At 46.8% G+C, this 13,712-nt stretch carries 12 protein-coding genes; 7 read left to right on the top strand and 5 right to left on the bottom strand.

Annotated features, from left to right (window positions below; all coding sequences use genetic code 11):
• Positions 1–46 precede the first annotated feature (46 nt).
• Positions 47–328, bottom strand: coding sequence for a hypothetical protein (locus QUB11_RS07125; protein WP_190742066.1), 282 nt, complete (start codon positions 326–328; stop codon positions 47–49).
• A gap of 34 nt (positions 329–362) precedes the next feature.
• Entirely contained in the window at positions 363–638 is a 276-nt protein-coding gene (locus QUB11_RS07120; RefSeq protein WP_006633901.1) for a photosynthetic electron transport-dependent transcriptional regulator PedR, read from the bottom strand.
• A 443-nt stretch (positions 639–1,081) separates the two neighbouring features.
• Here QUB11_RS07120 and QUB11_RS07115 point away from each other — a divergent pair, with 443 nt between their 5' ends.
• Entirely contained in the window at positions 1,082–2,059 is a 978-nt protein-coding gene (locus QUB11_RS07115) for a carbohydrate kinase (RefSeq protein ID WP_333205310.1), read from the top strand.
• Between the two features lie 359 nt (positions 2,060–2,418).
• On the opposite strand, the gene QUB11_RS07110 is transcribed toward QUB11_RS07115, so the two are convergent.
• On the bottom strand, positions 2,419–2,931 hold the full coding sequence (locus tag QUB11_RS07110; RefSeq protein WP_333257165.1) for a gluconokinase: 513 nt from the start codon (positions 2,929–2,931) through the stop codon (positions 2,419–2,421).
• Positions 2,932–3,035: 104 nt separating this feature from the next.
• Here QUB11_RS07110 and aqpZ point away from each other — a divergent pair, with 104 nt between their 5' ends.
• Both aqpZ and QUB11_RS07100 read left to right on the top strand, forming a co-directional pair.
• Positions 3,036–3,788: an aquaporin Z gene (gene aqpZ / locus QUB11_RS07105; RefSeq protein WP_333205308.1), complete on the top strand. Its 753-nt coding sequence runs from the start codon at positions 3,036–3,038 to the stop codon at positions 3,786–3,788.
• Positions 3,789–4,015: 227 nt separating this feature from the next.
• Positions 4,016–4,252 (top strand): hypothetical protein, encoded by a 237-nt coding sequence (locus QUB11_RS07100; RefSeq protein ID WP_333205307.1) that lies wholly within the window; start codon positions 4,016–4,018, stop codon positions 4,250–4,252.
• Here the strand turns inward: QUB11_RS07100 and QUB11_RS07095 are convergent.
• Positions 4,249–5,571 (bottom strand): 3-isopropylmalate dehydratase large subunit, encoded by a 1,323-nt coding sequence (locus QUB11_RS07095; RefSeq protein ID WP_333205306.1) that lies wholly within the window; start codon positions 5,569–5,571, stop codon positions 4,249–4,251. The genes QUB11_RS07100 and QUB11_RS07095 overlap by 4 nt on opposite strands.
• A gap of 101 nt (positions 5,572–5,672) precedes the next feature.
• Between QUB11_RS07095 and QUB11_RS07090 the strand changes: the two genes are divergently transcribed.
• Positions 5,673–6,068 carry a Uma2 family endonuclease gene (locus tag QUB11_RS07090; protein WP_333205305.1) on the top strand — a complete coding sequence of 132 codons (396 nt, stop codon included), beginning with the start codon at positions 5,673–5,675 and terminating at the stop codon, positions 6,066–6,068.
• 70 nt (positions 6,069–6,138) lie between these two features.
• Here QUB11_RS07090 and sfsA read toward each other — a convergent pair whose 3' ends face one another.
• Positions 6,139–6,861, bottom strand: a complete 723-nt coding sequence (gene sfsA, locus QUB11_RS07085) for a DNA/RNA nuclease SfsA (protein ID WP_333205304.1) — start codon at positions 6,859–6,861, stop codon at positions 6,139–6,141.
• 399 nt (positions 6,862–7,260) lie between these two features.
• On the opposite strand from sfsA, the gene murJ reads away from it, so the two are divergent.
• The 3 genes from murJ to QUB11_RS07070 form a co-directional block, all read left to right on the top strand.
• The gene (gene murJ, locus QUB11_RS07080; RefSeq protein ID WP_333205303.1) at positions 7,261–8,874 is read left to right on the top strand and encodes a murein biosynthesis integral membrane protein MurJ; all 1,614 of its coding nucleotides are present in this window, start codon (positions 7,261–7,263) and stop codon (positions 8,872–8,874) included.
• Positions 8,875–9,536: 662 nt separating this feature from the next.
• Positions 9,537–9,680 (top strand): hypothetical protein, encoded by a 144-nt coding sequence (locus QUB11_RS07075; RefSeq protein WP_333205302.1) that lies wholly within the window; start codon positions 9,537–9,539, stop codon positions 9,678–9,680.
• A gap of 428 nt (positions 9,681–10,108) precedes the next feature.
• On the top strand, positions 10,109–13,712 hold a 3,604-nt coding region (locus QUB11_RS07070), incomplete at its 3' end, for an Ig-like domain-containing protein (protein ID WP_333390142.1).

Below are 13,712 nucleotides of genomic sequence, written 5' to 3'. Positions count from 1 at the left end.
ATTCCCAATTCCCAATGCCCAATTCCCAATTCCCAATTCCCAATAACTAATGACTTAATAATTCCCAAGCTCCGTAACGATCGCCATAATAAGCCAAAATGCGATCGACCCGCTCGCGACCTGCCAAATCGAACCCTTCAGGATACTGTATCCACAAACCCCCAATTTGGCTGTCACTGTAATCAAACCGCTGCGACTGCTGCGGGATTAAACCGGTTTGCACCCCTTCAACTTGACGCAAATGGGTCGCCACTTCGCGATACACCGCCAGGGGCAATCCAGGGGATTGAATGTGATAGCGGAGTTGTTTTTCTTGTGCCGTTTGCATCATTTCTTTGCCTGTCCCCAACCAGAACCCCTACTTAAGATACTTCTTTATCGATCGGCCGCGGTAAAGGGCAGCAGTTAATATTGTCCAAACATACCTTTCCCCACTGCAACGCCCAGCGTACAAGCGTAACTCGATTGTCAGCGCGCGTCTTGTTCAAGATATTGCTAATGTGGTTGTCAACTGTACGCTTGCTAATCTCTAACTTTTCGGCAATTTTCTCATTAGTCAATCCCGCTGCTACTAACTCTACCACTTGCAATTCTCTGTCCGACAGGGTGACAGGGGTCCCAGAGACAATCCCACTCATAAATTTTTCCTATGTCTGCATATTTACCTATCTACAATTCTAGAGGATGAGGGATCGAGTATGAAGAGAAAATTAAATTTGCTGTGCTACTCTTTCGGGGCCGAAGCACCAACTCGCTTGCACAATCGCAAAAAGTGCAAACCCAGCGCCGAGACAGCATGACCCGCAGGGACTTGCACTGCTGGCACCGGAGGGCGGTGGGTGATCCCTTTACCGGGGCGCATCTGACATCCGGGCCAAACCCGCAGATGTTCGCACGTAAAACAACTGATACGCCCGCACTGCACTTGTGCCTTGAGCGAGTAACTGCCAGTATCAGTAGGTCTGATACTATAGGAGCAGCCATTAAAAAATAGCTTGCAATTTTTCTGGGATGGGTTAAAAATAATTATTGGCCTGTCTACTGCTGGTCTAAAATCTAAAATGTAAAATCTAAAATTGATATGACTTATCCTCGCGTTCTGTGTCTGGGTGAAGTTTTATTTGATTGTTTAGCAGACAAACCAGGAGTATCTCTCGAAGAGGTAGAATCTTGGACGGCATATCCCGGCGGTGCTCCTGCTAATGTTGCCTGTGCTTTGGTTAAATTAGGGACGGCGGCGGGATTTATCGGTGCTGTAGGTGGGGATGAATTGGGAAATTCCCTAGTGCAGGTATTGCAAGAAGTAGGGGTTGATATTGCTGGAGTGCAGCGGCATCCAAGTGCGCCGACGCGGCAAGTTTATGTCTTGCGGAATGAAGCGGGCGATCGATCTTTTGCCGGTTTTGGCGCATTCGATACTGCGGATTTTGCAGACACCCGCCTCCTGGCTGCACAACTACCCGAAGTGCTGTTTGAAAATGCCGAATATTTAGTGCTAGGCACTTTAGAATTAGCTTATCCTGAAAGTCGAGAGGCGATCGCCCGAGCGATCGAGCTAGCAGACCAGTACGACGTTAAAATTATACTGGACATCAATTGGCGTCCCGTGTTTTGGCACAATCCAGACGAAGCAAAAGCGCACATTAGAAAACTCTTAAAAAAAGTTGATTTTGTCAAGTTATCTGAGGAAGAAGCCGAATGGTTGTTTGACACTACCGACGCTGGAGCTATTACCTACCGTCTCGATTCTGTAGAAGGCGTTTTGGTGACTGCAGGCGAGAAAGGTTGCGCTTATTGTATCTCGGAAAATGAAGGAAAAATCCCCGCATTTACAGTAGATGTTGAGGATACAACAGGTGCAGGCGACGCATTTCTGGCTGGTTTTGTGCGACAGTTGTGCAAGCAGGGAATTAAGAATTTAGCAGATCCAAAAATAGCCCAAACAATTGTAACTTATGCCAGTGCGGTAGGTGCGATGACAGCGATGAATCCCGGGGCAATTAGATCTCAACCTACTGGGGCTGAAGTAGAAGCTTTCTTGTATTTGTACAAAAATTAGGGCCGCAAACCTATCAGCCTGGAAACGGAGAGGAGGCTAAATGTGGGGGAGCATCTCACTTTTGCAGCAAAGCTAGAAATTGGAGTTAGGAGTCAGGAGTCAGGAGCCAGGAGAAAAGAGGAAGAAGGAAGGAGCCAGAAGAAGTGTTTTTACAAATATGAGATGCTCCCAAATGTGGTTCAGAAACTCGGTTAATCAGAAAAAATATCTTATACTAAATCCGCCTTAAAAAACCTCGATCGGACTAGGGGATTGAAATCGGGACTACACAAACTCTCCTCCTAGCTGAGAGGGACTAAGAAATAAAGAGGTATTTAAGTTAAGCCAGATTTTGTATTAGAGGTTTTATTGTGGGGCAATTAACCCCACATCAGATGATTTCTAATTTGGCGCAAGATTACCTCTAGTGGTTGCGAAGCATCTATGATAAGTGCATCTTCAGGTTCTTCGAGACTGCCTAACTGACTTAACAGCAAGTCTGCTTTCATGTAGTGATTTTCGCGATTTTTTAACCTTGTGGCTAATAGCTGAAAAGAAGCTTTTAGATAAACTATCTTCATTCGCTTTTGGTCGCGGGAGAGCATTTCGCGGTAAGATGCTTTTAAAGCAGAACAAGCCAAAACCACATTTTTATTTTCTAACAGCCACCTGTCTATTGCAGCTTGCAATGCTAATAGCCAAGGAAGGCGATCCGCATCTTCTAAAGGAATGCCCCGACTCATTTTCTCGATATTAGCTGATGGGTGAAAATCGTCGGCATCGCTGAAATCCCAGTTGAGGGATTGCGCCAGCAACTTGCCAACAGTAGTTTTGCCAGAACCTGAAACTCCCATCACGATCGTAATCATTTTTTTAAAGCTGATTCCCAACATACAATGCTATCAAGCTTTGGCTCTAACAAACTATCTGTTGCAGTTAATTTTTTCTGGTGCTCGTTGTGGTAAGATAGGGCCCACCTAACAACAAACTTAACAAAATGTCACCTATAAAACGTTATGTAGCTGAGTGCCTAGGTACTTTCTGGCTAGTTTTCGGAGGCTGCGGCAGTGCGGTGCTAGCGGCAGTGTTTACCATCGATGCGGCAAAAATCTCGGCAGAGGCTGTATTTCCTGTAGGGATCGGATTGGTAGGTGTTTCTCTGGCCTTTGGCTTGACAGTAATGACAATGGCTTACGCGATTGGTCACATTTCCGGATGCCACCTCAATCCCGCCGTCTCCTTTGGTCTATTTGTCGCCAAACGCTTCTCATCGCGAGAACTTCTCCCATACATTATTTCTCAAGTGATTGGCGGTATACTAGGAGCCTTTGTCCTGTATTTAATTGCCAGCGGTAAGCCTGGATTTGATATCGGCGGCTTTGCAGCTAACGGTTACGCCGAAAACTCTCCGGGCAATTATTCAATGGTGTCTGCTTTCCTGGCTGAGTTTGTCCTCACATTCATGTTTTTGATTGTGATTTTGGGTGCTACTGATGCGAGAGCTCCCAAAGGTTTTGCGCCGGTGCCGATCGGTTTTGCATTGACACTAATTCACTTAATTGGTATTCCTGTCACCAATTTGTCAGTTAATCCCGCACGCAGCACTGCCCCAGCATTGATACTAGCTATTTTTGGTGGTAAGGTTTGGGCGATCGCACAGTTGTGGCTGTTCTGGTTAGCACCAATTTTGGGCGCTGTAGCAGCCGGATATCTCTATTCATCATTTTTCGAGGAACCTAAAGTCGATTAACTCAAAGTAAATGTAAGGTATTCAGTGCGTACCTTAGATTTACTTTGAGTTAAGAATAATTGTTGGCAATTCTTGTCGAGTTTTTACATTAACTATCTCTTTCCCAACACGGGGTTTGCTGATATTAACCCGGACAAAATCGCTAAGCTGTAGCGCATTTGAATTGTATATTCAGGGCGCGCGGGACACCGCACTCATGGTTTGATTTTTTTTGACATAGAATTTAAATGCCGCAACAGCTTGCGACCAAGACAAATGGAAAAATAATCTTTACTTTTGACCGACTCATTTATAGCAATTTGCTGGCAGAAATATCTCCAAAGGCGATCGAAACCCCAGAAGAATACGATCGCCTCCTGGCAGTTGCAGAAAGGCTAACATTTGCTAAACACCTGACTCCAGAGGAGAAGGCTTTATTTAATCGAAAGGTATGCAGCGCACACCTTTCATCAACTACTATCTAACGCAGGAATTCGCGCGGATCGGTGACGTGCCCAGTCAGCGCAGAAGCCGCCGCCGTGTAAGGCGAAGCTAGATAAACTTGCGCTTCTTTATTCCCCATCCGGCCGGGGAAATTGCGGTTAGTTGTAGACACGCAAATTTCGGGTTCGTTCATCCGCCCAAAAGTATCTTTCGGGCCGCCCAAACAAGCGGCGCAAGAAGGCGCTGCTGGTTCGATGCAGCCTGCAGCTAAGAAGATTTCCGAAAGCGTTTGACCTTCGTATTTGGTGACAAACAAATCTTCGTAAACTTTCTGAGTTGCTGGTACTAAATAAGTCGGAACTTTGACTTGATTTCCTTTGAGAATGCGGGCGGCATTCAGAAAGTCGGAGGTTTTGCCGCCGGTGCAGGAACCGATGTAAACTCGATCGATCTTGACATCGCGGCAGTTGCGGGCTAAGTCGCGGTTGTCGGGAGAGTGGGGTTTGGCGACGACTGGTTCTAATTTGCTGACATCGTAGGTGCGATCGCTATAAAATTTAGCATCCCCATCGCTGTAAAATGAATCGAAGGGTTTGTCAGTCCGAGAAGTAACGTAATCAAATGTAGTTTTGTCGGGCGCAACCGTGCCGTTTTTACCACCAGCTTCAATCACCATATTGCACAGCGTCATCCGTTCTTCCATCGTCAAACGTTCCACTGTATCGCCCGCAAATTCCATTGTCCGGTAGTTAGCACCGGCAACGCTAATATCACCAATAATCTGCAAAATCAGGTCTTTTGCTAACAAATAATCCGGCAGTTCACCGTTGAACACAAAGCGCATGGTTGCGGGAACTTTGATTAACAGTTTGCCGGTTCCCATGATAAAAGCCGCGTCTGTATTGCCGATACCGGTGGCAAATTGTCCGAAAGCGCCGGCATTGCAGGTGTGGGAATCTGTGCCGAAGAGCACTTCGCCGGGCCGGGTGTGGCCTTCTTGGGCTAGCGCGATGTGGCAAACTCCCTTGTAGTCGGGATTTGCTTTGAAGTCCGATCGATCCGTGATGTCGTAAAAGTATTTTATCCCTTGTTCTTGGGCAAAATCGCGGAGAATATCGACGTTGCGGTTAGCGCGTTCGTCGTTGGTGAAAATGTAGTGGTCGGGAATGAGGACAATTTTGTCTGGGTTCCAGACTTTAGCATTCTCACCGAATTCGCGTTTGAAAACGCCGATGGTGCCGGGCCCGCAGACATCGTGGGTCATCAACACGTCTGTTTCTACCCAGATATTTTCTCCGGGATCAACTTTAGTGCGGCCTGATGCTTTGGCTAAGATTTTTTCGGTCAGGGTCATTCCCATAGTGCGATCGCTCTTTTTTATTAGATGCTACAAGTGTATTGTAAGCGAAACATTATATTATAATAGAAATTATCAGGTCTCAAAGATGGGGAGTAATGACGATGACCTTGCTGACGTTACCCCTAAAAGTTAATCTCGATCGCGTTCAATTTACCGATGAGCAGTTTGATCAACTCTGTCTCAGTAATCCTGAATTGACCATTGAGCGCGATGCTGAAGGAAGGTTAATTTTAATGTCTCCAGTTGGTGGGGATAGCGATAGTCGCGAGATGGATCTCGGCGGTGAAGTTTTTATTTGGAATCGCCAAACCCAACTAGGTAAGGTGTTTAGTTCTTCCACGTTATTCAAATTGCCCGGTGGAGGATCTGGTTCTCCTGATGTAGCATGGGTGGAATTGTCTCGCTGGGAAGCACTCACTGCAGAACCACGACAGAAATTTCCCCCCATAGCGCCGGATTTTGTCATTGAACTACGCTCGCGATCGGATAATCTGTAAACCTTACAAGATACAGCGTATTCCAGGTTTATGAAGTACACCTGGAATACGCTATAAGACGATCGCCTCCTCACACATCAAGCTTTGCCAATCCCAAATAGCGCACACCTTCCGGCGTCACCTCAAACCGACAGGGCAAAACCTCTACACCTTCACTAATCGCCTGTCTGAACAATTCTCCATAAGTGCGATCGGCACTATCCCCAGGAGCAAAATTAGTACAATCTCCGCGATTAATAAAATACAGCATTACAGCCCTCGAACCCTGCCGCACCACTTCTATCAATTCTCTCAAATGTTTCTGTCCCCTCTCCGTCACTGTATCGGGAAATAAAGCCAACTCCTCTTTTACCCAAGTTGTATTTTTCACTTCCAGAAAAATCGGTTTTTCCTCACCAGTTAGCCAAAAATCCACTCTACTTTTTTTATCAGTGCCGTAAACAACCTCCGGTTGAATTAAACTGTAATTGCCCAACTCTGGAAACAATTTCAATTCCAAAGCTAATTTAACTACTCGATTTGGCAGCCCAGTATTAACTCCCACCCAAGTTGGCACTGTGTCGCAAACTTTAATTAATTCCCAAGTATAAGCTAACTTGCGTTTAGGATTGTCGCTGGGAGATACTAGCACTGGATTTCCCGGAATATAAACACCAGTCATCGGGCCAGTATTCGGACAGTGCGCGGTGATTATTTCTCCCGAATCTAGTTCAATTTCCGCAAAAAATCGCTTGTAACGTTTGATTAGAATTCCGGGTAAAAGAGGAGGATATTTGTAAATTAAGCCAGTCATGCGATTTTAGATTTTAGATTTTAGAGTTTAGATTCTCGATTAAACTATAACCGAATACCGGGGTTCGCACTTTTGAAATAAGTATGGGAGCTAACACAATCAGTCATCAGTAATCAACTATATGTTATTTATCTACTTTTATGAACTCATTTGTTTCATCATTTTTAGATTGTAGATTGTAGATTGTAGATTTTAGATTGACGCATCATAGCACGAAACGGCGGTTTGTAGTTAGGACGAATAGTCCCGATCGATTATTGAATTTCCGCAAGTCAGTAATATCGATAAAATTGGTATCAGCGCAATTCCCCCTAGAAGTTTTATGAGTTCGTGATATGATTCTCCCGATTCGCGATTAAAATAAGTGAATCCTTTTAGCAATAGCGTTTGTAACCATTTGTGTCCCAATTACAGAAGCCCTCTCGTTCCCTCGCAGGGATTGCCGGCATTGTCGCAGTCGCCACTCTAATTAGCAAAGTCTTTGGATTGGTGCGCCAAATTGCGATCGCCGCAGCCTTTGGAGTCGGTGTCGCCGTCGATGCCTACAACTATGCCTACGTCATCCCCGGTTTCTTATTTATTTTGCTGGGAGGGATTAACGGGCCATTTCACAGCGCCATAGTCAGTGTTTTAGCCCGCCGGGATAAAAAAGAAGCAGCACCCTTAGTCGAGACTATCACCACCTTAGTCGGGGGCTTGTTGCTGTTGGTGACGATCGCTTTAATTATTTTTGCCGATCCGCTGATCGATTTGGTGGCACCGGGATTAAATAGAACAGCAGAAGGCTTACAAATTAAAGCAATTGCCGTGCAGCAGTTTCGGATTATGGCACCGATGGCATTACTTTCAGGCTTGATCGGCATTGGTTTCGGCACTCTCAACGCCGCCGATATGTACTGGTTGCCATCCATTAGCCCTTTATTTTCCAGCGTTGCACTTGTCGGCGGTTTGGGGATTCTCGCAATGCAACTCGGAGACAAAATTATTCAGCCAGAATTCGCACTAATTGGCGGCTTAGTGTTAGCTTGGGGAACTTTAGCGGGCGCAGTTTTGCAGTGGTTGGTGCAACTGGTGGCGCAGTGGCGCGCCGGCTTGGGAACATTGCGCTTGCGGTTTAATTTTAAACGGCCGGGAGTGCAAGAAGTAATTAAGGTGATGGTTCCTGCGACCTTATCATCAGGAATGCTGCAAATTAATGTTTATACTGACCTATTTTTCGCATCCTACATCCCTCAAGCTGCCTCTGCGATGGGTTACAGTGGGTTGTTAGTTATGACGCCTTTAGGCATTATTTCTAATGTAATTTTAGTGCCATTTCTACCCATATTTTCTCGCCTCACCGATCCGAGAGATTGGCCGGAATTAAAAGCTCGAATTCGTCAATCTTTAATTTTGACGGCCCTTACGATGCTGCCTCTGAGCGCTTTAATGGTAACACTTGCCGGGCCGATCGTCCGCGTGGTTTACGAACGCTATGCTTTCGATCGAGAGGCCTCGCTGTTTGTCACGCCGATATTGATGGCTTACAGTATTGGAATGTTTGTGTATTTGGGACGCGACGTTTTGGTACGGGTATTTTACGCTTTGGGAGACGGAGAAACCCCTTTTCGCATCAGTATTATCAATATCTTTTTAAACGGTCTTTTGGATTATTTGTTAGTAGGAGCTTTTGGCGCGCCCGGATTAGTTTTGGCGACGGTGGGAGTGAATCTTATTTCGATGATTATGCTTTTGTACTGTTTAAATAAAAAGCTGGGTGGCCTGCCTTGGGGGGAGTGGAGTTTGCCTTTTCTGGGGTTAACTTCGGGCAGTTCTCTAACTGCTTTCGTTACCTTGGCTACTCTGCAAGCGTGTCAAAGAGTTTTGGGTACTGAAGGTTTGGTAATTCAATTAGTGCAGTTGAGTGTGGCAAGTTTTGTAGGGTTAGGGGTTTTTGCCCTGTTTGTCAGTCAGATGAAGTTGCCGGAAGTTGATATGTTTGTCGATCGCATTCGCGGCCGTTTTCGCAAATAAATATCGGAAATTTGCGGCAGATTCAAGGAATCAACAAAAGTGCGAGATCCCTTAAGTAGACAAAATACCACAAAGGGCGATCGTCCTTAAATCCAAATCAACACTCATCCGCATCCCTCTGCGTATATCCGCCGACACCTGCGGTAAAAATTCCAGAGTAATTAACAAAGGCGATGTCTAGATTGTAAAGATATCGTCAACCTTAATGCGGTTTGGCAAAATAGCCAATACAAATCTGCTAAAAAAAATAATCCCTCATACCCACAGCGTCAGAGGGATATCTAAATTATGTCCTCATGGCAAAGATCCGACTTTTCCGACTTTAAGATCCGACTTTTCCGACTTTACAGAGGCAGGGGCCCGAAGCAACGATAGAGATAGGGAAAGCCAACCCACGATCTCTAGATTGTAAAGATATCGTAAACCAGAAGTGTTGTGTTGCCAAGTGTTAAATAAAAGTATGCTATAAAAATATGTCTTTAGTATGATATATTAAATTTGCATCTATGTTATATACATTCATTCCCACGCGAAGCCAGTGAGAGCCCACTTCATATCAGGACTACCCCGCTCAGGCTCTACTTTACTGGCTGCACTACTACGACAAAATGCCCGGTTTCACAGCGCTATGACTTCCCCTATTGGGGGCGCAAGTCGATCGAATGCTGTCAGCCGTGACCCAAAACAATCAGTGTTCCGTGTTTATTTCCCCTGAACTAAAACCGACGCTGATTATGAGTATCTTTTCGGCTGACTACCAGCCACAAGCGGAAAAAGAAGCGATCGGGGACACCAATCGCCTGTGATGCAGCAAACTGTCATTAATCCTGGCACTATTTCCCGAAGCCAAAGTGATGTTCTGTATCAGAAACCTCGCTTGAATTATGGACAGCATTGAGTTACTAATTCGCGGTAACGCCTTGGATGTTTCCAGGTTATTCAATCCTCCAGCGGAACGGGCTAACAATTTTACCGCCCGATTTATTTAAGCAAGAGAACTAATAAGCTGTTCGGCATTTAAAGGACTTGCGTAAGGTGCGTCAGCATCTAAGGTTTTCCGTTTCAGCGTAAGGGTTCTAGCTGACGCACCCTACTAGCCTCGTTACTGGTTTAAATGCTCCACAGCTTAAATTCTTCAGTCCTCATAGCGAGCACTTAAGATTTGAGGCGGGGGTTTCAACCCCGGCCGGACTTGGATGTAAACAATATATAGATATTAAGGATGTCAGGAATTATGAACCTACCAATCGCGAACAAGCAAATTATTTTCGTTGACTCCTCTGTACAAGATTATCAAAGCCTGATCCAAGGCATCGATCCCGCTCAAATTGTGATTTTAAATGAAAATTCCAGCGCGATCGACCAAATTACAAACGCCTTAGCCACTCAAAAAGATATTGAAGCAGTTCATATAGTTTCTCACGGCAGCGAAGGCAGTTTAAAACTCGGTGCAGACGTACTCAATGACAATAACCTAGAAACTTTCAGCACTCAGATAAAACAGTGGGGAAATGCCCTGACAGCAAATGGCGATATCCTACTTTATGGCTGCGATGTAGCAGCCGGAGAAGTTGGAGAAAACTTCGTAAAGCGCTTGAGTGAAATAACCGGGGCGGATGTGGCAGCATCTACCAATAAGACGGGGAATGCAGCACTAGGGGGCGACTGGGAACTGGAGGTAAACATCGGCAACATTGAGACTCCCATAGCTTTTCAGCCACAAGAAGCACAGAAGTATGACGGGGTACTTGGCACGTTTACCGTGACGAACACCAACGACAGTGGAGCTGGGTCATTGCGCGACGCGATCGCCCAAGCCAACACCCAGACCGGTGCAGACACCATTATTTTCGATCCCAGTGTATTTAACACCTCCCAAACCATCCGCCTCAATTCGCAACTAATCGTCGATGACAGTGTGAGCATCCAGGGGACTGGGCTGAACCTCGTGAAGATTAGCGGGGATGCCAATAATAATGGCATTAATGACAACGGTGATGTGCGCCTGTTCTTTGTCAACCAAGGCACAGTAAGTTTTAGCGACCTCACCCTACAGGGCGGGCGGGGCAAAGGTGGCAATGGTGCTGCTGGCGGTGGTGGTGGACTAGGGGCTGGTGGTGCATTATTTATCAATGGCAACGGAACTTCACTGCCCGCTCAAGTGACCATCAATAATGTTAGCTTTACCCAGAACCAGGCAGTAGGCGGTAATGGAGGCGCTTCTAATGGTGGTGGGGGTGGTGGCGGCTTCGGCGGAGTCGGTGGCTCTGGTGCCTACCAACCCGGTGGTGGGGGTGGCGGCGGCGGACTTAGTGACATTGGGACTAATGGCACCACTGGTGGGGGTACCGGTGGTGGCAGTAGCTTCTTTGGTAACACCGGCGGCACGGGCGGCACAACCAGCAATAGTGGAGTTGCTAGCAACGGAGGGTTCGGTGGCGGTGGCGGCGGTGGCCTCAGTGCTGTCAGTGCTAATGGTACCAACGGCGGTCAAGGAGGTGACTTTGGTGGCGGCGGTGCCGGTGGTGCTAGCCAGTTTAGCGGGGTATCGGGTCAAGGCGGTTATGGAGGATTCGGTGGGGGTGGTGGTAATGCGGGCATTGCTGCTAACGGTTCTACCCAGGGCCTTGGTGGTAATGGTGGCTTTGGTGGTGGTGGTGGTAGCGGGAATACCGGCGGTGGCTTAGGAGGCAGTTTGGGCGGCAATGGTTACGACGCTGGTGGTGGCGGCGGAGCTGGATTAGGCGGAGCCATCTTCATCCGCAATGGTTCTCTGGTGCTAACGAATGCCACGTTTAATAACAACAGCGCCACTGGAGGTGCGGGCGGATTTAGCGCTCAGCTCGGTCAGGCCAAAAGCGGTGCTATTTTCGTGAACGCTGGTGCAACGGTAACAGCATCAGGAGTGACGTACAGTAGTAATTCTGCCACAAATGCCAGTACCACTGCTACTGATAATAGTAATACCTATGGAACGATTACCGTAGCTGACACCACACCGCCGACAGCCGCCAGTTTCACCCCCGCCGATAACGCCACCAGTGTTGCAGTTACAGCTAATTTAGTCGTCACATTGAGTGAAGCCGTACAGAAAGGCATCGGCAATATTGTCATCAAGAAAGTCTCCGATAACTCAGTTGTAGAAACCATTGATGTCGCTTCAGCAAATGTCACAGTTAGTGGTAGTACCGCCACAATTAATCCAACTCTTGATTTAGTTAACGGTACTGATTACTACGTTGAAATTGCCAGCGGTGCGATTAAAGACTTAGCAGGTAACAATTATGCCGGTACTACAGGCGCAACTGCTTGGAATTTCACCACCGTAGCTGACACCACACCGCCGACAGCCGCCAGTTTCACCCCCGCCGATAACGCCACCAGTGTTGCAGTTACAGCTAATTTAGTCGTCACATTGAGTGAAGCCGTACAGAAAGGCATCGGCAATATTGTCATCAAGAAAGTCTCCGATAACTCAGTTGTAGAAACCATTGATGTCACCTCAGCCAATGTCACAGTTACTGGCAGTAGCGTCACCATTAATCCCACAGCAAATTTAGTTGAGGGTACAGATTACTACGTTGAAATTGCCGCTGGTGCAATTAAAGACTTAGCAGGTAACAATTATGCCGGCACTACAGGTGCAGCCACTTGGAATTTCAGCACCGTAGCTGACACCACAGCGCCGACTGCCGCCACTTTCACCCCCCTAGATAACGCCACCGGTGTTGCAATTGCTGCTGATTTAGTCGTCACCTTGAGTGAAGCCGTACAAAAAGGCACTGGCAATATTGTCATCAAGAAAGTCTCCGACAACTCAGTTGTAGAAACCATTGATGTCACCTCAGCCAATGTCACAGTTACTGGCAGTAGCGTCACCATTAATCCCACAGCAAATTTAGTTGAGGGTACAGATTACTACGTTGAAATTGCCGCTGGTGCAATTAAAGACTTAGCAGGTAACAATTATGCCGGCCTTGTAGACCCAACTGCTTGGAATTTCAGCACCGTAGCTGACACCACACCACCGACAGCCGCCAGTTTCACCCCTGCAGACAACGCCACTAATATTGCAGTTGCTGCTGATTTAGTCGTCACCTTGAGTGAAGCCGTACAAAAAGGCACTGGCAATATTGTCATCAAGAAAGTCTCCGACAACTCAGTTGTTGAAACTATTGATGTCACCTCAGCTAATGTCACAGTTACTGGCAGTAGCGTCACCATTAATCCCACAGCAAATTTAGTTGAGGGTACAGATTACTACGTTGAAATTGCCGCTGGTGCAATTAAAGACTTAGCAGGTAACAATTATGCCGGCACTACAGGTGCAGCCACTTGGAATTTCAGCACCGTAGCTGACACCACAGCCCCCACAGCCGCCAGTTTCACCCCCGCTGATAACGCCACTAATATTGCAGTTGCTGCTGATTTAGTCGTCACCTTGAGTGAAGCCGTACAAAAAGGCACTGGCAATATTGTCATCAAGAAAGTCTCTGACAACTCCGTCGTTGAAACTATTGATGTCACCTCAGCCAACGTCACCGTCAGTGGTTCTACTGTCACCATTAATCCTACCGCTGACCTCGCACCAAGTACCGAATACTATGTAGAAATTGCTAGCGGGGCGATTAAAGAATCGGCTGGTAACAATTATGCCGGGATTACAGGGCCAACCAGTTGGAACTTCAGAACCCTCACCGCTTCCACGCTGCCGATTCCTCCCATCCCGCAATTAACCCAAAACGGTAGTGCTAATACCAATCATCAGGGACAGAGCTTCACAGCTTCTGAGAATGGAACAATTAGCGAGATTGCGGTTTATACCGGAGGTGCTTTTA

It is taken from the genome of Microcoleus sp. B6-A1, assembly GCF_036705085.1.
Classification (GTDB): domain Bacteria; phylum Cyanobacteriota; class Cyanobacteriia; order Cyanobacteriales; family Microcoleaceae; genus Microcoleus.
The sequence above is the reverse complement of the archived record's forward strand: the minus strand, read 5'-3'. Positions and strand labels throughout refer to the sequence as shown.

Excerpts from the sequence above, each read along its gene's own strand:
- QUB11_RS07075 (WP_333205302.1), top strand. The coding sequence starts at position 9,537 with ATGCTGTCAGCCGTGACCCAAAACAATCAGTGTTCCGTGTTTATTTCC.
- QUB11_RS07095 (WP_333205306.1), bottom strand. The coding sequence starts at position 5,571 with ATGGGAATGACCCTGACCGAAAAAATCTTAGCCAAAGCATCAGGCCGC.
- QUB11_RS07120 (WP_006633901.1), bottom strand. The coding sequence starts at position 638 with ATGAGTGGGATTGTCTCTGGGACCCCTGTCACCCTGTCGGACAGAGAA.
- QUB11_RS07125 (WP_190742066.1), bottom strand. The coding sequence starts at position 328 with ATGCAAACGGCACAAGAAAAACAACTCCGCTATCACATTCAATCCCCT.
- QUB11_RS07100 (WP_333205307.1), top strand. The coding sequence starts at position 4,016 with ATGCCGCAACAGCTTGCGACCAAGACAAATGGAAAAATAATCTTTACT.
- aqpZ (WP_333205308.1), top strand. The coding sequence starts at position 3,036 with ATGTCACCTATAAAACGTTATGTAGCTGAGTGCCTAGGTACTTTCTGG.
- QUB11_RS07090 (WP_333205305.1), top strand. The coding sequence starts at position 5,673 with ATGACCTTGCTGACGTTACCCCTAAAAGTTAATCTCGATCGCGTTCAA.
- QUB11_RS07115 (WP_333205310.1), top strand. The coding sequence starts at position 1,082 with ATGACTTATCCTCGCGTTCTGTGTCTGGGTGAAGTTTTATTTGATTGT.
- sfsA (WP_333205304.1), bottom strand. The coding sequence starts at position 6,861 with ATGACTGGCTTAATTTACAAATATCCTCCTCTTTTACCCGGAATTCTA.
- QUB11_RS07110 (WP_333257165.1), bottom strand. The coding sequence starts at position 2,931 with ATGTTGGGAATCAGCTTTAAAAAAATGATTACGATCGTGATGGGAGTT.